At 71.9% G+C, this 21,136-nt stretch carries 14 protein-coding genes; 13 read left to right on the top strand and 1 reads right to left on the bottom strand.

Annotation, left to right across the window (positions count from 1 at the left end; translation table 11 throughout):
* The first annotated feature begins 201 nt into the window (after positions 1-201).
* From ACWDBE_RS31100 to ACWDBE_RS31075, 6 genes are all read left to right on the top strand, one after another.
* Positions 202-1,605 (top strand): DUF4190 domain-containing protein, encoded by a 1,404-nt coding sequence (locus ACWDBE_RS31100; RefSeq protein WP_449809653.1) that lies wholly within the window; start codon positions 202-204, stop codon positions 1,603-1,605.
* Between the two features lie 147 nt (positions 1,606-1,752).
* Positions 1,753-1,944 (top strand): SPOR domain-containing protein, encoded by a 192-nt coding sequence (locus tag ACWDBE_RS31095; protein WP_449791134.1) that lies wholly within the window; start codon positions 1,753-1,755, stop codon positions 1,942-1,944.
* Positions 1,945-1,962: 18 nt separating this feature from the next.
* Positions 1,963-2,472, top strand: a complete 510-nt coding sequence (locus ACWDBE_RS31090; protein WP_449791133.1) for an NUDIX domain-containing protein — start codon at positions 1,963-1,965, stop codon at positions 2,470-2,472.
* Positions 2,473-2,611: 139 nt separating this feature from the next.
* Positions 2,612-5,374: a SpoIIE family protein phosphatase gene (locus ACWDBE_RS31085; RefSeq protein ID WP_449791132.1), complete on the top strand. Its 2,763-nt coding sequence runs from the start codon at positions 2,612-2,614 to the stop codon at positions 5,372-5,374.
* A 282-nt stretch (positions 5,375-5,656) separates the two neighbouring features.
* The gene (locus tag ACWDBE_RS31080; protein ID WP_449791131.1) at positions 5,657-8,203 is read left to right on the top strand and encodes a SpoIIE family protein phosphatase; all 2,547 of its coding nucleotides are present in this window, start codon (positions 5,657-5,659) and stop codon (positions 8,201-8,203) included.
* Between the two features lie 93 nt (positions 8,204-8,296).
* A complete protein-coding gene (locus ACWDBE_RS31075) occupies positions 8,297-10,117 on the top strand; it encodes an ABC transporter family substrate-binding protein (RefSeq protein ID WP_449809673.1) in 1,821 nt (606 codons plus the stop codon).
* 9 nt (positions 10,118-10,126) lie between these two features.
* Here the strand turns inward: ACWDBE_RS31075 and ACWDBE_RS31070 are convergent, their stop codons facing one another.
* Positions 10,127-10,852, bottom strand: coding sequence for an alpha/beta fold hydrolase (locus ACWDBE_RS31070; protein WP_449791129.1), 726 nt, complete (start codon positions 10,850-10,852; stop codon positions 10,127-10,129).
* A 334-nt stretch (positions 10,853-11,186) separates the two neighbouring features.
* Between ACWDBE_RS31070 and typA the strand changes: the two genes are divergently transcribed.
* The 7 genes from typA (at position 11,187) to ACWDBE_RS31035 (ending at position 21,048) form a co-directional block, all read left to right on the top strand.
* The gene (typA, locus tag ACWDBE_RS31065) at positions 11,187-13,091 is read left to right on the top strand and encodes a translational GTPase TypA (protein WP_449791128.1); all 1,905 of its coding nucleotides are present in this window, start codon (positions 11,187-11,189) and stop codon (positions 13,089-13,091) included.
* A 431-nt stretch (positions 13,092-13,522) separates the two neighbouring features.
* Positions 13,523-15,157 (top strand): peptide ABC transporter substrate-binding protein, encoded by a 1,635-nt coding sequence (locus ACWDBE_RS31060; RefSeq protein WP_449791127.1) that lies wholly within the window; start codon positions 13,523-13,525, stop codon positions 15,155-15,157.
* A gap of 140 nt (positions 15,158-15,297) precedes the next feature.
* Positions 15,298-16,224 carry an ABC transporter permease gene (locus ACWDBE_RS31055; protein WP_449791126.1) on the top strand — a complete coding sequence of 309 codons (927 nt, stop codon included), beginning with the start codon at positions 15,298-15,300 and terminating at the stop codon, positions 16,222-16,224.
* Positions 16,217-17,161 carry an ABC transporter permease gene (locus ACWDBE_RS31050; RefSeq protein WP_449791125.1) on the top strand — a complete coding sequence of 315 codons (945 nt, stop codon included), beginning with the start codon at positions 16,217-16,219 and terminating at the stop codon, positions 17,159-17,161. Before ACWDBE_RS31055 ends, ACWDBE_RS31050 begins: the two co-directional genes overlap by 8 nt.
* Before the next feature lie 19 nt (positions 17,162-17,180).
* Positions 17,181-18,230 carry an ABC transporter ATP-binding protein gene (locus tag ACWDBE_RS31045; RefSeq protein ID WP_449791124.1) on the top strand — a complete coding sequence of 350 codons (1,050 nt, stop codon included), beginning with the start codon at positions 17,181-17,183 and terminating at the stop codon, positions 18,228-18,230.
* Complete coding sequence (locus ACWDBE_RS31040) at positions 18,223-19,242, top strand: ABC transporter ATP-binding protein (protein ID WP_449791123.1); 1,020 nt, start codon at positions 18,223-18,225, stop codon at positions 19,240-19,242. The genes ACWDBE_RS31045 and ACWDBE_RS31040 overlap by 8 nt, the downstream gene beginning before the upstream one ends.
* 180 nt (positions 19,243-19,422) lie before the next feature.
* Positions 19,423-21,048, top strand: coding sequence for a peptide ABC transporter substrate-binding protein (locus ACWDBE_RS31035; protein ID WP_449809652.1), 1,626 nt, complete (start codon positions 19,423-19,425; stop codon positions 21,046-21,048).
* Positions 21,049-21,136: the final 88 nt, after the last annotated feature.

Raw genomic sequence — 21,136 nt, 5'->3', positions numbered from 1 at the left:
GGGCCCGTTCGGGTCCGAGCCATGGTGCCGAGCGCCGAGCCGATGCCCGTTCCGGCGGGGTGGGGAGTCCACGTGTCCAAGCCTGAGTCCGAGCCGCCCGTCCCGGGGCCGGAGGCGGAGACTGCGGTGGCGGCGGAAACGGAATCGGGAACGGAAACGGCGGCGGCGCCGGAGACGCCGGCAGCCGGCCAGGACCCGCGAGTGGACTTCCGCAAGGACACCGCCGAGCCCGCACGGCCCGCCGAGTCCGGTGCCGAGCCCGCGCGGCCCGCCGGCCCCTGGGCCGCACCCGACCTCTCCGCCGGCCCGCCCGCGACCCCGCCCACCGCCCCCGCCACCGCCCCGGGCCCGACCGAGGCATCGACCGCGGCCCCGGCCCCGCAGGCCGTCCCGCCGTCGGCCGCCCCGCCCCAGCCGCCGCACCCGCTGCCCGCCGGCGGCTGGGCCTCCGTCACCCCCGCCGCCCAGTCCGGCTTCCAGCCGGGCAACCCGTACGCTCCGACCCACGGCCCGGTCCCGGCCGGCGCCCCCCTCCCCGGATTCGCCCCGGGGTTCGCGCCCGGTCCCGGCCCCGCCCCCACCAACGGTTTCGCCGTCGGCTCCCTGGTCACCGGCCTGCTCCTGGTGGCCCCGGTGGCCCTGGTGTTCGGCATCCTCGCGCTGGTCCAGATCAACCGCCGCAAGGAGCGCGGCACCGGCATGGCGGTGACCGGCCTGGTGCTGGGCACGGTCGGCACGGTGCTGCTGGCCCTCATGCTCGGTGCGGCCGACTTCAGCTCGGCGCGGGCCGGCCGCTACGGCCAGGTCCCGAAGGCGCCGGCCGGCTCGGTGCACTGGTCGGACCTCAAGGCCGGCGACTGCTACGACTCGCCCGAGGACGGTTCGACGGTCGACGGGAACGGCGACGCGAAGGTGTACTGGGTGAACCGGGTGGCCTGCGCCAAGCCGCACCACGGCGAGGTGGCGGGCACCGCCGACCTCCTGGACAAGGCCGGCCCGTACCCGGGCGAGGACGCGGTCCGCAAGATGTCCGTCCGGCTGTGCCGCACGGTGCTGGACTCCTACGCGCTCGACCAGTGGGCCGTCCCGGACGGCATGGACGACGTCTACCTCTACCCGACCGCGAAGAACTGGGCGGCCGGCGACCGGTACGTCACCTGCGCCTTCGAGGACGCCGAGGACCGGCACCAGGGGACGGTCCGCACCGACCGGAGCCGCCTGACCGCGCCGCAGCTGGCCTACCTGGAGGCCGCCCGGAGCTTCAACGACGACTACCTGGACGAGCCGGAGCGGGACGTCTCCGAGGCCGAGGCCGACTACCGGGCCTGGGCCCGCCGGGTGGCCTCCGCCTCCCGGGCCCAGGCAGCGGCGTTGGGCCGGACGGGGGTGGCCTGGCCGCTCGACGTCCAGCCGATGATCGCCAAGCTGGCCGAGGCCAAGGCACAGGCGGCCGCCGCCTGGGACGCCGCGGCCTCCGGCACCGACCTGGCCGGTGACCTCCGCCGGGCCAGGGCGGCGGAGGCCAGGTCGGCCCCGACGATCCTGGAGATCCGCCGCGGGCTGGGCCTGTCGACCGGCGAGCAGGCACCCGACCTGCGGGTCTGAGCGGCCGCCTATCCGGTTACCGGGCGTTGACCTCGCCCGTACCCGCCGGTAACCCGCCGACCGTACGGTCGTGAGCGCGTCCCCGGCCCGACCCCCACGCGAGCCGGGGACCGTCCCGTCCCGGGATGGTCCCGGTACCCTCCCGCCATGGGCACCCACCGGGTCATGCGGCAGGACGACAACGGCAACCGCTTCGTGGTCGCCAAGGGCCTCGACCCGGCCGAGGCCCGACGGCTGGCCGCCGAGTTCGAGGCCCGCGGCCACAAGCAGATGTACTGGGTCGAAGCGGACGCGGAGGCCCGGCCGGACGCGGCGGACGGGACGGTCCGCAACGCCTGAACCCGTAGGGTCGGGGCCATGGACGCGACCCACGCCAGTCACCCCGCTCCCGACGGCTCCGACACCCCCGCCGCCCCCGCCGCGCCCCGGATCGTGGTCGGCGGCGCGCTGGTGCGCGGCGGCCGGGTGCTCGCCGCCCGGCGCAGCGCGCCCGAGTCGGTGGCCGGCCGGTGGGAGTTCCCCGGAGGGAAGGCCGAGCCCGGCGAGACCGAGGCGCAGGCGCTGGAGCGGGAGCTGCTGGAGGAGCTCGGCGTCCGGGCGCGCGCGCTGACCCGGCTGCCGGGCGCGTGGGCCGTGCGCCCCGGCCTGGAGCTGCACTTCTGGGCCGCCGAATTGCTGGCCGGCGAGCCGAGCGCACTGGAGGACCACGACGCGCTGCGCTGGCTGGGCCCGGAGGAGCTGGACGCCGTGGACTGGATCGACCATGACCGTGACGTGCTGCCGCACGTCGCACGGCTGCTCACGGGTGCCCCGGCGCGGGCCGTGGACGGCGTGTCGGCGGTCGGCGACGCGCCGCCCGCCGGGTAGGTCAATCGGACAAGACGACCTAGGCGCCGGGATAGCCTGGGTGTCGCTGGGTATGTCACTTTTCGGCACTATTCGTCACCATCGGTGAGCCGTCCCCAGCCGGCGACGCCGATCCCGACCAGAGCCGGAGGCCCCGTCGGTGTCGAGTTCCGGGAACGGCGGCGGGGGAGAGCGGCGGGCAGGCTCCGCGGGGAGCGCCGCCGCCCGCGCCCGACTGCGCCGCGCCGCCCGTCCTGCCGCCCCCCAGCCTCCGGCCGGCCGCCGCCGCGGCGGCACCGTCGAGGCCGCCGGCACCGCCACCCCCGCCGCCGCGCGGCCCCACCAGCCGACCCCGACCCTGGCGGTGGCCGAGCCGGTTCCCCGGCCCGGCGGCCTGCGCAGCCGTCCCGGACGGCCGTTCCCCGGCGGGTCCGCCGACGCCCCGGGGGGCTCCGGCACGCCAGCCGAGGGCCTGCTGGACATGCTCAAGGTCGCCATCGCGATCCTGGACACCGCGGGCCGGGTGGTGCTCTGGAGCCCGGCCGCCGAGGAACTGCTCGGTTGGCCGAACGAGCTGCTGGTCGGCCGCCGGATCGACGAGCTGATCCCCGACCGGGAGCAGGTCGCCCGGATCCGGGCCGCGATCCAGTCCACCCTGCGGGAGGGCCGCTGGGCCGGCCACGCCGAACTGCTCGACCGGGACGGCCTGGCCGTCGCCATGGACGCCCGGATCTCCCTCCTGGTGGACGGCGACGGCACCCCGTTCCTCCAGGTCAGCATGGCCGAGGCGGCTGCCGTCCGGGCCGTCGAGCGGGACCTCGCGGTGCGCGACGCGCTGTTCGAACAGTCCCCGCTGGGCATCGCCATCATGGACACCGACCTGCGCTACACCGCCGTCAACCGGACCCTCGCCGAGATGAACGGCGTCGCCCCGGACGACCACGTCGGCCGGACCACCGGCGAGACCCTGCCGGAGCGGGCGGCCGACGAGATCACCGCCATCCAGCGCCAGGTACTGGCCACCGGCGAGCCGGTCATCGACGTCACCCTGGCCTCCCCGGTCACCACCCGGGCCGGCTACCGCTCGATCTCCTACAGCCGGATGACCGACCGCTCCGGCCGGGTGCTCGGCATCTCCGGCACCGTGATGGACGTGACCGAGCGTTACCGGGCGGTGGCCAAGGTCGAGCACGCCCGGCGCCGGCTCTCGCTGCTCAACGAGTTCGGCTCCCGGGTCGGCGACCTGCTGGACGCCTCCCGGATCGCCCAGGAGCTGGCCGGCTCGGTCGTCCCCCGGCTGTCCGACCACTCGGCGGTGATCCTGCTCCAGGCCGTCGCGCACGGTGACGACCTGCCCCGGCACGGCCACGACCGGCGCACCTCCCTGCTCCAGCTCGGCACCGCCTCCGTCCAGGACGGCCCCGAGGTGGAGGTGATGCTGCGCCGCGGCGCCCGGATCACCTTCGCCGAGGACTCCGTCTGCGGCCGGGTGCTGCGCACCGGCGTTCCCGAGCTGGTCTCCGGCGCCGACCAGCTGGACGACGTCACCTACCCGGGCGACCCGAAGATGCAGGCCGCCCGGGACCTCGGCGTGCACTCGATGCTGGTCTCGCCACTGCGCGCCCGCGGCATCGTGATCGGCCTGCTGCTGGTCAGCCGGGCCGGCTACCGCGAGGGCTTCGACCGGGACGACCTGGCCTTCACCGTCGAGCTGGCCGACCGGGCCGGCAGCTCACTGGACAACGCCCGCCTCTACGCCCGCGAGCGCACCGCCGCGCTCACCCTCCAGCGCACCCTGCTCCCGCAGCAGGTCCCGCAGCCCACCGGCGTCGAGGTCGCCTACCGGTACGTGCCCGGCAGCAGCGGCACCGAGGTCGGCGGCGACTGGTTCGACGTCATCCCGCTGCCCGGCGACCGCACCGCGCTGGTGGTCGGCGACGTGATGGGCCACGGCCTGCGGGCCGCCGCCACGATGGGGCGGCTGCGCACCGCCGTCCGGGTGCTGGCCGCCCTCGACCTGCCGCCGGACGTCCTGCTGCGGCACGTCCACGAGCTGGCCGACGACCTCGCCCAGGGCCCGGACGAGGCGCTGCTGGCGACCTGCGTCTACGCGGTGTTCGACCCGGCGACGGCCCGGCTCACCGTCGCCAAGGCCGGCCACATCCCGCCGGTGCTGGTGGTGCCGGACAGGGACGCCGCGGAGCCGACCCGCACCGGCGGCCCGCTGCTCGGCGGCGCCGGCCGCATCCTCGACCTGCCCTCCGGCGCCCCGCTCGGGGTGGGCGGAGTCCCGTTCGAGTCGGTCGAACTGAAGATCCCCGAGGGCAGCCTGCTGGCGCTGTGCACCGACGGCCTGGTGGAGTCCCGGGACAAGGACCTGGACGTCGGCCTCGGCCGGCTGGTCACCGTGCTCCAGGAGCCGCACGCCTCCATCCAGGCCGCCTGCGAGGCGGTGCTGGACACCATGGAGCAGGGCCGGGAGCCGGACGACGTCGCCCTGCTGCTGGCCCGGCTCGGCCACGGCCAGGCCGGCACCCCGACGGCGGGCTGGACCCTCCCGGCCGAGCCCACCGCCGTCTCCCGGGCCCGCCGGCTGGTCCGCGCCACGCTCCTCGAGTGGGGCGTCGAGGAGCTCACCGACATCGCCGAGCTGCTGGTCAGCGAGCTGGTCACGAACGCCGTCCGGTACGCCAGCGCCCCCATCGGGCTGCGGCTGACGCTCGGTGAGACGCTGCTGGCCGAGATCTCCGACCCGCTGCCCGACCCGCCCCGGGAGCGGCACGCGGCCGTTGCCGACGAGGGCGGGCGCGGCATCGAACTGGTCCACCGGCTGGCACTGCGCTGGGGCGCCCGGGCCGAGGGCATCGGCAAGGTGGTCTGGTTCGAGCAGGCGCTGCCGGGTAGTGAGCCGGATGGATCGTGATCGGAGCGAACAGCAGGGGAGCGGTGTCGAACATGCCATCGGGCGCTCGGGGGGAGCGCGCGCTCCGGAAGGGGGCGCGAGCGTGGCATTGTGGTTGCGCGGGCGGTAGGACAAAAACCTTCGCCCGATCTGATGTTGTGATGTTGAGGGCGTGTGAACGTACCCCTCGATGATGAATACTCGGTCTTCTCGACATCCGGACGGTCGCGGGTTGGAGGGGTCGGTCCGTTGAACAGCACTCCGGCGCGGAGCGCATCGCCGAGCAGCAGCGGTCATGCCGCCGTGCCCGGACAGGCCGGGTCCGCGCACCTGCCCGTACGGGACGGCGCGGGCGCGGGCCGCGGCCACCGCCCCGCCGACCGGGACCGGCCCTGGGGCGCCAACGACCCCGGCTCGATCTACGACTACATCAGGGTCGCCACCTTCGCGATCGGCCCCGACGGGCTGATCAGCCAGTGGAGCGAGCGCGCCGCCGAGTTCTTCGGCGTCCCGGCCGCCGAGGCCGTCGGAGCCGACCCGATCGCCACCTTCGTCCCCCGCGAGCTCTGGCAGCGCGGCCGAGCCCGGCTGGAGCGCACCCTGGCGGGCGAGGAGTGGGTCGGCACCACCCCGTACCGGGACGCCGACGGCGGCGAGGGCCTCGCCGAGCTCTACCTGATGCCGGACAGCTCGCTGCCCACCGCGGGCGCCACCTGTCTGGCCGTCGACCTCGGGCGGCTGCGCCGGATCGAGACCGACCTGGCCGCCTCCGAGGCCGTCTTCGGGCAGACGCCCACCGGCTTCGTGCTGTTCGACGACCGGCTGCGGCTGCAGCGGGTCAACGACGCCTTCGCCTCCGGGATGGGCCTGGTCCCCACCGAACTGGAGGGCCTCACCCCGCACGACCTCTTCCCGCAGTCCGAGGCCGACCGGCTCACCGCCGCCCTGCGCAAGGTCCTGGCCACCGGCGAGCCCGTCTTCGACCTGCGCTTCCACGGCGCCGTCCCGACCCGCGAGGGCAACCGGCTCTGGGCCGTCTCGCTGTACCGCCTGAACGGCTCCGCCGGGCAGACCATGGGCGTCGCCGGGCAGGTCTCCGACGTCACCAGCCGACACGTCGCCGAGCGCGAGGCCGACGGCGTGCGCCGCAACCTGGCCCTGCTCAACGAGGCCAGCGCGCACATCGGCTCCACGCTCGACCTGGAGACCACCGCCAAGGAGCTGCTGGACGTCGTCGTCCCGCCGTTCTGCGACCTCGCCACCGTCGACCTGTACACCGCGCTGCTCTCCGGCGAGACCGTGCCCAGCGCGGGCCGGCTCGGCGACACCGTGCTCACCGACGGCAGCGGCGAACTGCGCCGGGTCGCCGTCTCCAGCGTGGTCGGCGGCGCCTCCTCGGTGCTCGGCTCGGTCACCGGCCTGCCGATCGCCGAGGCCGGCGGCACCCTCTGCTACCCGCGCCGCTCCCCGCACGCCCGGGCGCTGCGCACCGGCCGCAGCGTCGTCCCCGAGCCCGGGCGCGACCCGCTGCTGCGCTCCACCCTGATCGTCCCGCTGGTCGCCCGCGACCAGGTGCTCGGCCTCGTCCAGCTCTCCCGGGCGATCGGCAGCGAGCCCTTCGACGCCCGCGACGTCGCGATCGCCGAGGAGCTGGTCGCCCGCGCCGCCGTCTGCATCGACAACGCCCGGCTCTACCGGCGCGAGCACGAGCGGGCCCTGATCCTCCAGCGCAGCCTGCTGCCCCCGGGCAACCCGGCCGCCAGCGGCCTGGAGATCGCCTGCCGCTACCTGCCCAGCAACAACAACACCGAGGTCGGCGGCGACTGGTTCGACGTCATCCCGCTGCCCGGCAACCGCACCGCGCTGGTCATCGGCGACGTCATGGGCCGCGGTCTGCGCGCCGCCGTCGCGATGGGCCAACTGCGCACCGCCGTCCGCACCCTGGCGATGCTCGACCTCGACCCGGCCGAGGTGCTCACCGCCCTGGACGAGATCGCCCGCGGCCTCGGCGACGACTCGGTCCCGGCCGGCCCGCCCACCCCGTACGGGCGGCTCACCTCGACCGCCGACGAGGAGGCCCGCGAGGTCTACCTCGCGACCTGCGTCTACGCGGTCTACGACGCCGTCACCCGCCGCTGCCTCTTCGCCAACGCCGGCCACCTGCCGCCCGTGCTGCTCAGCCCCGGCGAGGGCTCCCGGATGCTCGACGTGCCGCCCGGCCTGCCGCTCGGCGTCGGCGGCGAGCCCTTCGAGGAGGTCGAGCTGACCCTCCCGGACGGCGCCGTGCTCGCCCTCTACACCGACGGTCTGGTGGAGAGCCGCAAGCACCAGCTGGACGAGGGCCTGCGGGCCTTCCGCTCCGCGCTCTCCGACGAGGGCAAGGGGCTGGAGGACCTCTGCGACCACGTGCTCGGCGAGCTCAACCCGCACCACGGCGAGGACGACATCGCCCTGCTGATGGCCAAGGTGCACGCCTTCCCCGACGACGCCGTCGGCAACTGGTTCCTGCCGCCCGAGCCCACCTCGGTGGCCAAGGCCCGGGAGCTGGCGTGCAGCTGGCTGCTCTCCCGGGGGCTGGAGGAGTTGGTCGACACCACCGAGCTGCTGGTCAGCGAGCTGGTCACCAACGCGCTCAAGCACGGCCGGGGCGAGATCCGGCTGCGGCTGCTGCGCGAGCGCGGCCTGGTCTGCGAGGTCTGGGACGACGGCTACGCCCAGCCCCGGCAGCGGCGCGCCCAGGAGACCGACGAGGGCGGGCGCGGCCTGCAGCTGGTCAGCCTGCTGGCCGAGCGCTGGGGCAGCCGGCGCACGCCCAAGGGCAAGATCGTCTGGTTCGAGCTGGCGCTGTAGTCGCCGGAAACGGTGGGCCGGACGGGTGCAGTCGCCCGGCGGCCCGCCGTGTCGGCACGGTCCCAGGGCCCCGGGCGGCGTTCGATGGCCGCCATGCGCGTCCGCCAGCTCACCGCCGCAGCCGCCGCGCTGCTGCTCGCCGCCGGTCTCGGCGGCTGCTCCGACGACTCGGGGCCCGCCCACACACCCGCCCCCGTGCCCGTTCCGGCCGATCCCACCGCCACCACCGGGGACGTCCGGCCCGCCGACCGCGCCGCCGTCCGGGACGGCGGCACGCTGCGCTGGGCGGTGGACGGCGTCCCGGCCACGCTGAACGTCTACCAGGGCGCGGCCAACGCCGACTCGGCGCTGCTCGCCCACGCCCTGTACCCCTCGCTGTTCCGGCCCGACGAGCACGGCCGGCTCGTCCCCGACCCGGACTACCTGGCCGGAGCCGAGTCCACCCCGCCCGGGCCGGGCCCGCAGGTGGTGACGTACCGGCTCAACCCGAACGCCGTCTGGAGCGACGGCACCCCGGTCTCGGCCGCCGACCTCGACGCCCAGCGGACCGCGCTGTCCGGCCTGGACCCGGCGTACGGGGGCGCGCGGGCGGTCGGGTACGACGCCATCGACTCGGTCACCCAGGGCGCCGACCCGTCCGAGGTGCGGGTGACCTTCCGGCGGCCGTACGCCGACTGGCGCTCGCTGTTCGGCCCGCTCTACCCGGCCGCCGAGACGGCCACCCCGGCCGCGTTCGGCCGACCGCTGACCGGAGGCGGGCCGAGCGCCGGGCCGTACACCGTCGCCCGGTACGACGCCGAGGACGGGACGGTCAGCATGGTGCGCAGTCCGCTCTGGTGGGGCGACCCGCCGAAGGCCGACCGGATCGACTTCCTCGCCGCGCCGCCCGAGCAGCGGCTGGACGCGCTGGACCAGGACCGGCTGGACATCGCCCCGCTCACCGCGGCCGTGGACCGGGCGGTCCCGGTCCCGGCCGCCGACGCCACCGCCGCCTCGGCCTCCCCCTCCGTCGCGCCGCCGCCCGCGGCCGCGCCCGAGGCGGCGGCACTGGCACTGCACCGGGCCGAATCGCTGCCCGGCGTCACCGTGCACCGGGCCGCCGCGGCCTCGCTCACCCAGCTCACCCTCAACGCCGCGCGCGGCCCGCTGACCGACCCGCTGGTGCGCCGCGCCCTCACCCGGGCCGTCGACCGGCAGCGGATCGCCGACGCCGCGCTCACCCCGCTCGGCCTGCCCGCCGCGCCGCTGGGCAGCCACCTGCTCGCGGGCGACCAGGAGGGCTACCGGGACAACAGCGGCGCGGCCGGTCAGGGGGACCCGGGCCGGCTGCTGGACGAGGCGGGCTGGACGCGGCCCGGCGGCGGGGGCACCCGGACCAAGGGCGGCAAGCCGCTCGCCCTCTCGATGCTCGTCCCGGCCGGTTCGGCGACCGCCAAGCGCACCGCCGACGCGCTCACCGCCGGCCTCGCGGACGCCGGGATCGCGGTGCAGCAGGTGCCAGCGCCCGCCGACTCCTTCGTCGGGGAGCACCTGGCCGCCGGGGACTACGACCTCGTGCTGCTCACCTGGCCGGCCGGCCCCAGTCCGGCGATCGAACAGCGCCCCGCCTACGCCAAGCCCCGGCCCGACCCCGACGGGGTGCCCGAGCCGGGCGGCAACTTCGGCCGCAGCGGCACCGAGGAGATCGACCGACTGTTCGAGCGGGCGGCCACCGAGCCGGACCAGGCGGCCCGGCTGGACCTGCTCCAGCAGGCGGACGTACGGATCTGGGAGCTCGGGCACTCGGTGCCGCTCTACCAGCGGCCGGAGCTGGTCGGGGTCAGGACCGGGGTGCTCGGCGCGGGCGCGTACGGCTTCGGGTGGCCGCGCTTCCAGGACGTGGGCTGGAGCGCACTGGAGACCGGGCAGGACTAGACCAAAGGACTAGACCCGCGGCCGCAGCTCCCGGGCGAAGCGGCGCAGGGCGTCGGTGAAGGCCTCCGGGGCGTCGAAGTTGGCGAGGTGCCGGGCACGGGGTACCAGCTCGATCCGGGCCCGCCCGTGCGGGTGGGCGGCGGCGAAGGCGCGCTCGCCGGAGCGGAAGGCCGGGTCCTTCTCCCCGTTCAGGATCAGCACCGGGGCCTCGACCCGGCGCAGGACGCCGGGCTCGAAGCGGCCCAGCACCGAGGCCCAGGCGGCGGGCAGGGCCTCGAAGCCGTACCCGGCGCGGATCGTCTCCGCGACCACCTGCGCCGGGTAGAGCCGGCGCAGCAGCCCGTCGTTCCAGCGGGACAGCCGCGCGGCCGGGACCCGCGGCACCAGCGCGCCGACCGCCCGGTACGGGACCGCCCAGCGCCCCCGGGTGTCGGCGCTCGCGCCGGCCAGCACCAGCCCGCGCAGCAGCTCGGGCCTGCGCAGGGCGAACTCCAGCGCGACGTACCCGCCCAGCGAGTGCCCGACCACCAGCGCGGGCCCGCCGCCCAGCTCCTCCACCCCCGCGGCGACGCTCGCGCAGGCGGCCGTCAGGCTCCACGGCTCGCCGCGTCGGGTGCCGTGCCCCGGCAGGTCGACGGCCACCACCGGGAACTCCTCCCGCAGCGCCGCCAACTGCGGGCTCCACTGCCCCGCGCTGAAGCGGGTGCCGTGCACCAGGACGATCGGGACACTCATCGGGCCACCTCCGCGGGCTCCGGCATGCGTTCGACATCGGCGATCCGGCGCCGCCGGGCCCCGGGCTGTCGGATCACGAACGGAAGACTGTCGGAGCACGGCCGGTCGGTGAAGGGCGTGTGACCCACCTGTGATCTTGATCCCGCCGGACCGGCTCGTTTCCGCCCACCTCCGCCCTTCCCCGTACGATAGGAGGAAGCCGCGGCATGGCCATGTGCCCGGCGGGTGGACCGGTAGTAGCAGGCGGAACGGGCGGCGGCGATCGACAGGGATCGCAAGTGCGCGTCACGCAGCCGGGCGCCGCAACCCACGATTCCGGGAGAATCCGCAAGGCATGCCCACGCGCAACGACATCCGTAACGTCGCCATCGTCGCCCACGTCGACCACGGCAAGACCACGCTGGTCGACGCCATGCTCAAGCAGGCCGGCGCCTTCGCCGCCCACCAGCAGCTCGATGACCGGATGATGGACTCCAACGACCTGGAGCGCGAGAAGGGCATCACCATTCTCGCGAAGAACACCGCGGTCAAGTACCACCCCAAGGACGGTGGCGCGCCGATCACCATCAACATCATCGACACCCCGGGCCACGCCGACTTCGGTGGCGAGGTCGAGCGCGGTCTGTCGATGGTGGACGCGGTCGTCCTGCTGGTCGACGCCTCCGAGGGCCCGCTGCCGCAGACCCGCTTCGTGCTGCGCAAGGCGCTCTCCCAGCGGCTGCCCGTCATCCTCTGCATCAACAAGACCGACCGTCCGGACTCCCGGATCGACGAGGTCATCAACGAGACCTACGACCTGTTCCTGGACCTGGACGCGGACGAGGAGCAGATCGAGTTCCCGATCGTCTACGCCTGCGCGCGTGACGGCGTCGCCTCGCTGACCAAGCCGGAGAACGGCACCGTTCCCGCGGACAGCACCAACCTGGAGCCGTTCTTCTCCACCCTGCTGGAGCACGTCCCGGCCCCCAGCTACGACGAGGACGCCCCGCTCCAGGCCCACGTCACCAACCTGGACGCCGACAACTTCCTCGGCCGCATCGCGCTGCTCCGCGTCGAGCAGGGCGAGCTGCGCAAGGGCCAGACCGTGGCCTGGATCAAGCGCGACGGCTCGATCCAGAACGTCCGCATCTCCGAGCTGCTGATGACCGAGGCGCTCACCCGCAAGCCGGCCGAGGTGGCCGGCCCCGGTGACATCTGCGCCGTCGCCGGCATCTCCGACATCATGATCGGCGAGACCCTGGCCGACCCGGAGAACCCGATCGCGCTGCCGCTGATCACGGTGGACGAGCCGGCCATCTCGATGACCATCGGCACCAACACCTCCCCGCTGGTCGGCCGTGGCGGCAGCGGCAAGGGCGCCGACGCCAAGTCCGGCGTCAAGGTGGACCGCAAGGTCACCGCCCGCCAGGTGAAGGACCGCCTGGACCGCGAGCTGATCGGCAACGTCTCGCTGCGCGTGCTGGACACCGAGCGTCCGGACGCCTGGGAGGTGCAGGGCCGCGGTGAGCTGGCGCTGGCCATCCTGATCGAGACCATGCGCCGCGAGGGCTTCGAGCTGACCGTCGGCAAGCCGCAGGTGGTCACCAAGGAGGTCAACGGCAAGACCCACGAGCCGGTCGAGCGCCTCACCGTGGACGTGCCCGAGGAGCACATGGGTGCCGTCACCCAGCTCATGGGCGTCCGCAAGGGCCGGATGGACAACATGTCCAACCACGGCTCGGGCTGGGTCCGGATGGAGTTCGTCGTCCCGTCCCGGGGCCTGATCGGCTTCCGGACCGAGTTCCTCACCAACACCCGCGGCACCGGCATCGCCCACTCGATCCACGAGGGCCACGAGCCGTGGTTCGGCCAGCTGACCACCCGCAACAACGGCTCCCTGGTCGCCGACCGGGCCGGCGTGGTGACCGCCTTCGCGATGACCAACCTCCAGGAGCGCGGCGTGCTCTTCTGCGAGCCGGGCACCGAGGTGTACGAGGGCATGATCGTCGGCGAGAACTCGCGCTCCGACGACATGGACGTGAACATCACCAAGGAGAAGAAGCTCACCAACATGCGGTCCTCGACCGCCGACGTGGCCGAGTCGATCGTCCCGCCGCGCAAGCTCTCGCTGGAGCAGTCGCTGGAGTTCTGCCGCGAGGACGAGTGCATCGAGGTGACCCCGGAGACGGTTCGCATCCGTAAGGTCGTCCTGGACCAGAAGGACCGCGGTCGCACCGCCTCGCGCGCCAAGAAGGCGTGATCCGGACGCACTGAACGGCCATTGGCCGGAATGATTCGCCCCCCTTTCCCATGGAGAGGGGGGCGAACTTTTTCAACTACTCCAAGTTGTCGGGGCCGCTATTCACGGAATAGCGCTCATCACACCTGAGTGTCCGCTGAGCGGACGTGACAGTTCGTCATCCGTGACGACTGTCCGTTTGGTGCCTGTCTGGCTATGTCTCAAATGTCCGGTTTTCGAAACTTACCGACTGTTCATGTGACCTAATTGAGATCGTCACTGGTCACTTTCGTGTCCGTGCGTGACGGATAGTGGGTGCAGTCAGGCTCGGGTCAAGGGTGAACGCGCAGGGGTGCGCGCCGAAACCACGAGCGCGGACGGCACAGCGGGCCCGGTGACCACCGTTCCGCGATGCCTTCCTCGTTGCAACGTCGAATTCAGGAGGCACACCGATGCGCGGTGCGAGCCAGGCCAAGTGGGTTGTCGCAGCTGTTGCTGTCGCCCTCGCTGCGACTGCGTGCAGCAGCAGCGACTCCTCCGGGGGTAGCTCCGAGGGCGGTGCGGTCAACGCCGCCGCCAGCTTCAGCTACCAGAGCGGTGAGCCGCAGCGTCCGCTCCAGCCGGCCAACGCCAATGAGAACATCGGCGGCCGTATCGTCAAGGTGCTCTTCAAGGGCCTGGTCGACTACGACCCCGCGACCGGTGCGCTGCGCAACCAGGTGGCCGACAAGATCGAGACCACCGACGCCAAGAACTACACCGTCACGCTGAAGTCCGGCTGGACCTTCCACGACGGCACCCCGGTCACCGCCGCGTCCTTCGTCAAGGCCTGGAACTGGTCGGCCAACACGAAGAACAACCAGATCAACTCGTCCTGGTTCTCCGACATCGTCGGCTACGACGCCGTCCACCCGGAGAAGGGTGACCCGACCGCGACCGAGATGTCCGGCCTGAAGATCGTCGACGACACCCACTTCACCATCGAACTGACCAGCCCCGTCTCGTACTTCACGTACAAGCTCGGCTACACGGCCTTCTCCCCGCTGCCCGAGGGCTTCTTCGCCGACCCGGCCGGCTTCGGCCAGAAGCCGGTCGGCAACGGCCCCTACAAGTTCGTCTCGTGGGAGCACAACAAGGCCGTCACCGTCCAGGCCTACGACAAGTACGCCGGCTCGGACAAGCCGAAGAACGGCGGCATCGTCTTCCGGAACTACAGCGCCGGTGAGGCCGCGTACAAGGACCTGATGTCCGACACCCTGGACGTCCTGGACCAGGTCGACTCGACCGACCTCCCGAAGTACAAGGACGACCTGGGCAAGCGCGCCGTCGACCAGGCCCAGGGCGCCATCCAGAACGTCGGCTTCGCGCTGTACCAGGGCGAATGGAACACCCCGGGCAAGGAGAAGGTCCGTCAGGGCATCTCCATGGCGATCGACCGCGACACCATCACCAAGACCGTGCTGAACGGCAACCGCATCCCCGCCGACTCGTGGGTCGCCCCGGGCGTCATGGGCTACAAGGCCGGCACCTGCGGTGAGTTCTGCAAGTTCAACCCGGAGAAGGCCAAGCAGCTCATCGCCGAGGGCGGCGGCGTCCCCGGTGGCAAGGTCACCATCCTGTACAACGCCGACGGCAGCCACAAGGAGTGGGTGGACGCGGTCTGCAACTCCATCCGCCAGTCGACCGGCGTGGACTGCACCGGTGACCCGAAGCCGGACTTCAAGACCGTGCGTGACGTCGTCACCAACAAGCAGGTCCAGAGCATGATGCGTACCGGCTGGGTGCAGGACTACCCGCTGAACGCCAACTTCCTGCGTGACGTCTACGGCACCGGCGCCTCGTCGAACGACAACCAGTACTCCAGCACGGAGTTCGACCGCCTGGCCAAGGAGGCGGACGCCGCCACCTCGGTCGAGAAGACCGCCGAGCTGTACCAGCAGGCCGAGGCCCAGCTGGCCAAGGACATGCCGTCCATCCCGCTCTGGTACTACAAGACCAGCTCCGGCTACTCCAAGAACGTCCAGAACGTGAAGTTCGACTCCTTCGGCGACCCGGTCTTCACCGACGTCGAGGTCAAGAAGAAGTAATCGGTCGGCACCGCCTGACCCGGTGACAACGGCCGGTGCCCGTCCATCCCCACAAGGGCGAGGACTGGCACCGGCCGTTGGCACGCCGACTTATCTCTTGCCGGGTTGACGGGCCCGGCAGAGTCATACATGGAGGCACGATGGGGCGCTTTGTCGCGAGGCGACTGCTCCAGATGATCCCGGTCTTCTTCGGAACGACCTTGCTCATCTTTTTGATGGTGCACGCGCTGCCGGGTGACCCGGTGGCCGCGATGTGGGGCGACAAGGCGCCGGATCCGGCGCAGGTCGAGGCCCTGAAGCACTCGATGGGTCTCGACAAGTCGCTGCCCCAGCAGTACCTCGACTACATGGGGAACCTGCTGACCGGTGACTTCGGGAAGACCCTGGCCCAGCGACCGGTGCTCGACGTGATCACCGAGGCGCTGCCGGTCACGGTCCGGTTGGCGCTGTTCGCGTTCGCCATCGAGATCGTGCTGGGCATCAGCATCGGTCTGTTCGCCGGTCTGCGCCGGGGCAAGGCGTTCGACAAGGGCGCCCTGATCTTCACCCTGCTGCTGATCTCGATCCCGATCCCGGTGCTCGGCTTCATCTTCCAGACGATCTTCTCGGACAACCTGAAGTGGGTCACCCCGACCGTCCAGGACTCCAACGACATCACCCAGCTGGTGCTGCCGGCCGTCGTGCTCGGCTCGGTGTCGCTGGCCTTCGTGGCGCGTCTCACCCGCACCTCCATAGCCGAGAACATCAAGGCCGACTACGTCCGCACCGCGGTGGCCAAGGGCCTGCCGCGGCGCAAGGTGATCGGCACCCACCTGCTGCGCAACTCGCTGATCCCGGTGGTCACCTTCCTCGGCACCGACCTGGGCGCCCTGATGGGCGGCGCGATCGTCACCGAAGGCATCTTCAACGTCAAGGGCGTCGGCAACGCGCTCTTCCACGCGATCAACCTGAAGGAGGGCTCGACGGTCTCCGGCTTCGTCGCCTTCCTGGTGATCGTGTACCTGGTTGCCGGCCTGATCGTCGACCTGCTTTACGCGGTCCTGGACCCGAGGATCCGTTATGCCTGACCTGACCGAGAAGAAGACGGCCGGGGAGACCCCGGCCCAGACCGCTGCCGCCGCCGCGGTCGCCAAGCCGGAGAAGGCACGCAGCCTCGGCTCCGACGCCTGGCACGACCTGCGCCGCAAGCCGATCTTCGTGATCTCCGCGCTGCTCATCCTGCTGCTGATCGTCATCGCGATCGCGCCGGGCCTGTTCACCTCGGTGGACCCGCGGGCCGGCGACCTGCGCAACCACTACCTGTCGAAGCCGAACTACAGTCACTTCTTCCAGCCCGACTGGTTCGGCTACGACCTCCAGGGCCGCAGCATCTACGCCCGCGTCATCTACGGCGCCCGCGCCTCGGTCGTGGTCGGCATCTGCGTCACCCTCGGCGTGACCATCATCGGCGGCATCGCCGGTATGCTCGCCGGCTACTTCGGCGGCTGGGTCGACACGATCATCTCCCGCGTCACCGACATCTTCTTCGGCATCCCGCTGCTGCTCGGCTCGCTGGTGGTCCTGAACGCCTTCACCACGCGCACCGTGTGGAGCGTGGTCTTCGCGCTGGCCGCCCTGGGCTGGACCCAGATGACCCGTGTCATGCGCGGCTCGGTGATCACGGTCAAGCAGGCCGACTTCGTGACGGCGGCCAGGGCGCTCGGCGCCGGCACCAACCGGATCATGTTCAAGCACATCCTGCCGAACGCGATCGCCCCGGTGATCGTCGTCGCGACCATCGCCCTCGGCGGCTACATCGCGGCCGAGGCGACGCTGAGCTTCCTCGGCATCGGTCTGCAGGACCCGACCATCTCCTGGGGCATCGACATCTCCTCGGCCCAGAAGGTGATCCGTACGGCGCCGTTCGCCCTGTTCTTCCCGGCCGGAATGCTGAGCCTCACCGTGCTGGCGTTCATCATGCTCGGCGACGCGGTGCGCGACGCCCTCGACCCGAAGCTCCGCTGAGAGAAGAGGTGACGACCCGATGACCACCGTGATCGAGAACAACCAGAAGAACGATCGTCTCGAAGTTGGCACCCCTCTCCTGGAGGTGAAGGACCTCCACGTGGAGTTCCACACCCGGGACGGGATCGCCAAGGCCGTGAACGGCGTCAACTACTCCGTCGCGGCCGGCGAGACGCTCGCCGTCCTCGGCGAGTCCGGCTCCGGCAAGTCCGTGACGGCGCAGACCATCATGGGCATCCTGGACATGCCCCCGGGCAAGGTGACGCAGGGCGAGATCCTGTACCGGGGCAAGGACATGCTCAAGATGAGCAACGAGGAGCGGCGGCAGGTCCGCGGCCGGAAGATCGCGATGATCTTCCAGGACGCGCTGTCCGCGCTGAACCCGGTGCTCAGCGTCGGCTACCAGCTCGGCGAGATGTTCCGCGTGCACCAGGGTGCCTCCAAGAAGGAGGCGAAGGAGAAGGCCATCGAGCTGATGGACCGGGTGCGCATCCCCGCCGCCCGGCAGCGGGTGAACGACTACCCGCACCAGTTCTCCGGCGGCATGCGCCAGCGCATCATGATCGCCATGGCGCTGGCCCTGGAGCCGGACCTGATCATCGCGGACGAGCCCACCACCGCCCTGGACGTGACCGTCCAGGCCCAGGTGATGGACCTCCTCGCGGAGCTGCAGGCCGAGTACAACATGGGCCTGATCCTGATCACCCACGACCTCGGCGTGGTCGCCGACGTCGCGGACAAGATCGCCGTGATGTACGCGGGCCGGATCGTGGAGACCGCCCCGGTGCACGAGCTGTACGCGAACCCCGCGCACCCGTACACCAAGGGCCTGCTCCGCTCCATCCCGCGCCTGGACCAGAAGGGCCAGGAGCTGTACGCGATCAAGGGCCTGCCCCCGAACCTGCTGAAGGTTCCGACCGGCTGCGCGTTCAACCCCCGCTGCGACGTCGCCACCGACCTGTGCCGCACCGAGATCCCGGCGCTGCACCACGTGACGGACAAGGACGGCAAGGAGCTCGCCGGCCGCCGCAGCGCGTGCCACCTCTGGAAGGAGACCCTCCATGGCTGAGAACATCCTGGAGGTCAAGGACCTGCACAAGCACTACCCGCTGACCCAGGGCATCCTCTTCAAGAAGCAGGTCGGTGCGGTCAAGGCGGTCGACGGCATCTCCTTCGAGCTGAAGAAGGGCGAGACCCTCGGCATCGTCGGCGAGTCCGGCTGTGGCAAGTCCACGCTGGCCAAGGTGCTGATGAACCTGGAGCGGGCCACCTCCGGCCAGGTGCTGTTCAAGGGCGAGGACATCTCCCGGCTGTCCGGCGCGGCGCTCAAGTCCGTCCGCCGCAACATCCAGATGGTGTTCCAGGACCCGTACACCTCGCTCAACCCGCGCATGACGGTCGGCGACATCATCGGCGAGCCGTTCGAGATCCACCCCGAGGTGGCGCCCAAGGGCGACCGCCGCAAGGCCGTCCAGGACCTGCTGGACGTCGTGGGTCTGAACCCGGAGTACATCAACCGGTACCCGCACCAGTTCTCCGGCGGTCAGCGCCAGCGCATCGGCATCGCCCGCGGCCTCGCGCTCAAGCCCGAGATCATCATCTGCGACGAGCCGGTCTCCGCCCTGGACGTGTCCGTCCAGGCGCAGGTGATCAACCTGCTGGAGCAGCTGCAGGGCGAGTTCGGCCTCTCCTACATGTTCATCGCGCACGACCTCTCCATCGTCCGGCACATCTCCGACCGCGTCGGCGTGATGTACCTGGGCAAGATGGTCGAGATCGGCTCGGACGAGGAGATCTACGAGAACGCCACCCACCCGTACACCCAGGCGCTGCTCTCCGCCGTGCCGGTGCCGGACCCGACGGCGCGCGAGTCCCGCGAGCGGATCATCCTCAGCGGTGACATCCCCTCGCCGGCCAACCCGCCGTCCGGCTGCCGCTTCCGCACCCGCTGCTGGAAGGCGGAGGAGAAGTGCTCCGAGGAGGTCCCGCTGCTCGCGGTCCCCTCGCTGCTGAAGGGCCCGGCCGCGCACGAGTCGGCCTGCCACTTCCCCGAGGTCCGGGAGCAGGCCGCAGCGGCCTGATCCCCCGGTGGTCCCAGGAAGGGCCCGTGGCGTTCGCGCCGCGGGCCCTTCCGGCGTTCCGGCGCCGCGTCAACTCGGCGGGGGGTCAGCGCACCCGTCCGGGTGTTCCTGACGCGCGCCGTCGCCGGGGCGCACTTCTCATGGGGTGTGATGCGACAACACCCTTGAGGAGGAACCTCCATGCCCGTAGCCGCCCGTGCTCGCTGGGTCCTCGCCGTCGCGACGTCCGTGGCCCTGATGGCCACCGGGTGCAGCAACAACGGCAGCGGAGGAGGCAGCGGCTCGACGGACGCCAGCAAGTCCTTCAGCTACCAGAGCAACGAGCCGCAGAACCCGTTGCAGCCCGCCAACGCGAACGAGGTCGGCGGCGGTCGCATCATCCAGAACCTCTTCAAGGGGCTGGTCGACTACGACCCGAGCAACGCCCGGATCCGGATGCAGGTCGCCGAGAAGATCGACACCAGTGACTCGCAGACCTTCGAGATCACGCTGAAGGACGGCTGGAAGTTCCACGACGGCACCCCGGTGCACGCCCGGAACTTCGTCGACGCCTGGAACTGGGGGGCCAACCCGGCCAACAACCAGATCAACAGCTCCTGGTTCTCCGACATCGAGGGCTACGAGGACGTCCACCCGGCCTCCGGCCGGCCCGCCTCGGACAAGATGTCCGGGCTGACCGTCACCGACGACCTCCACTTCACCGTCAAGCTCAGCCACAAGGTCTCGTACTTCGAGTACAAGCTCGGCTACATCGCCTTCTCGCCACTGCCCGATGGCTTCTACTCCGACCCGGCCGGGTACGGGCAGAAGCCGGTGGGCAACGGCCCGTACCAGTTCGTCAGCTGGTCGCACAACAGCAACGTGACCACCAAGGCCTTCCCCGACTATCAGGGCGTGGACAAGCCGAAGAACGGCGGCATCGTCTTCAAGATGTACACCACGTCCGAGGCCGCCTACGCCGACCTCCAGTCCAACAACCTGGACGTGATGGACCAGGTGCCGCCGTCCGCGCTGGCCACGTACAGGAGCGACCTCGGCGACCGCGCGGTGGACGAGCCGCAGGGCGCCATCCAGAACATCGGCTTCACGCTCTACCAGGCCGACTGGGCCGCGCCGGAGAAGGCCAAGGTGCGCCAGGGCCTGTCGATGGCGATCGACCGCGCCACCATCACCAAGACGGTGCTCCAGGGCTCCCGCAAGCCCGCCACCGCCTGGGTGGCCGAGGGCGTCGAGGGCTACAAGTCCGGTACCTGCGGCGACTTCTGCACCTTCGACGCGGCCAGGGCCAAGCAGCTGATCCAGGAGGGCGGCGGCGTCCCCGGCAACAAGCTGATGATCACCTACAACGCGGACGGCGGCCACAAGGAGTGGGTGGACGCGGTCTGCAACTCGATCCGGCAGAGCACCGGGGTCGACTGCCTGGGCGACCCGAAGCCCGACTTCAAGACCGCGCGGGCCGCGATCACCGGGCACACCGTCAACGGCGCCTTCCGCACCGGCTGGGTGCAGGACTACCCGCTGAACGCCAACTTCCTGGCCGACGTGTACCGCACCGGCGCCGCGTCCAACGACTTCGGCTACAGCAGCCCGCAGTTCGACGAGGCGGCCACCCAGGCCGACGAGGCCGCCAGCGTCGCGGACACGGTGACGGGCTACCAGCGGGCCGAAGCGGTGCTGCCGAGCGGGATGCCGGCCATCCCGCTCTGGTACTACCGCACCAACTCGGGCTACTCGACCAAGGTGCAGAACGTGAAGTTCGACTCCTTCGGCAACCCGGCCTGGACCCAGGTCGAGGTCAAGGGCTGAGCCCCGACTCCTCGCACCGGCCCCGCCCTCCCCGCACCGGAGGGCGGGGCGCGGTCTCTCGGCCGACCGGCCCGGTCGGCCGAGAGAC

The organism is Kitasatospora sp. NPDC001132 (assembly GCF_053598415.1).
The sequence above is the reverse complement of the archived record's forward strand: the minus strand, read 5'-3'. Positions and strand labels throughout refer to the sequence as shown.

Bases quoted from the DNA above. Each gene is read 5' to 3' on its own strand.
- ACWDBE_RS31095 (WP_449791134.1), top strand. From the start codon at position 1,753: ATGGGCACCCACCGGGTCATGCGGCAGGACGACAACGGCAACCGCTTC.
- ACWDBE_RS31090 (WP_449791133.1), top strand. From the start codon at position 1,963: ATGGACGCGACCCACGCCAGTCACCCCGCTCCCGACGGCTCCGACACC.
- ACWDBE_RS31075 (WP_449809673.1), top strand. From the start codon at position 8,297: ATGCGCGTCCGCCAGCTCACCGCCGCAGCCGCCGCGCTGCTGCTCGCC.
- ACWDBE_RS31070 (WP_449791129.1), bottom strand. From the start codon at position 10,852: ATGAGTGTCCCGATCGTCCTGGTGCACGGCACCCGCTTCAGCGCGGGG.
- typA (WP_449791128.1), top strand. From the start codon at position 11,187: ATGCCCACGCGCAACGACATCCGTAACGTCGCCATCGTCGCCCACGTC.
- ACWDBE_RS31060 (WP_449791127.1), top strand. From the start codon at position 13,523: ATGCGCGGTGCGAGCCAGGCCAAGTGGGTTGTCGCAGCTGTTGCTGTC.
- ACWDBE_RS31055 (WP_449791126.1), top strand. From the start codon at position 15,298: ATGGGGCGCTTTGTCGCGAGGCGACTGCTCCAGATGATCCCGGTCTTC.
- ACWDBE_RS31050 (WP_449791125.1), top strand. From the start codon at position 16,217: ATGCCTGACCTGACCGAGAAGAAGACGGCCGGGGAGACCCCGGCCCAG.
- ACWDBE_RS31045 (WP_449791124.1), top strand. From the start codon at position 17,181: ATGACCACCGTGATCGAGAACAACCAGAAGAACGATCGTCTCGAAGTT.
- ACWDBE_RS31040 (WP_449791123.1), top strand. From the start codon at position 18,223: ATGGCTGAGAACATCCTGGAGGTCAAGGACCTGCACAAGCACTACCCG.
- ACWDBE_RS31035 (WP_449809652.1), top strand. From the start codon at position 19,423: ATGCCCGTAGCCGCCCGTGCTCGCTGGGTCCTCGCCGTCGCGACGTCC.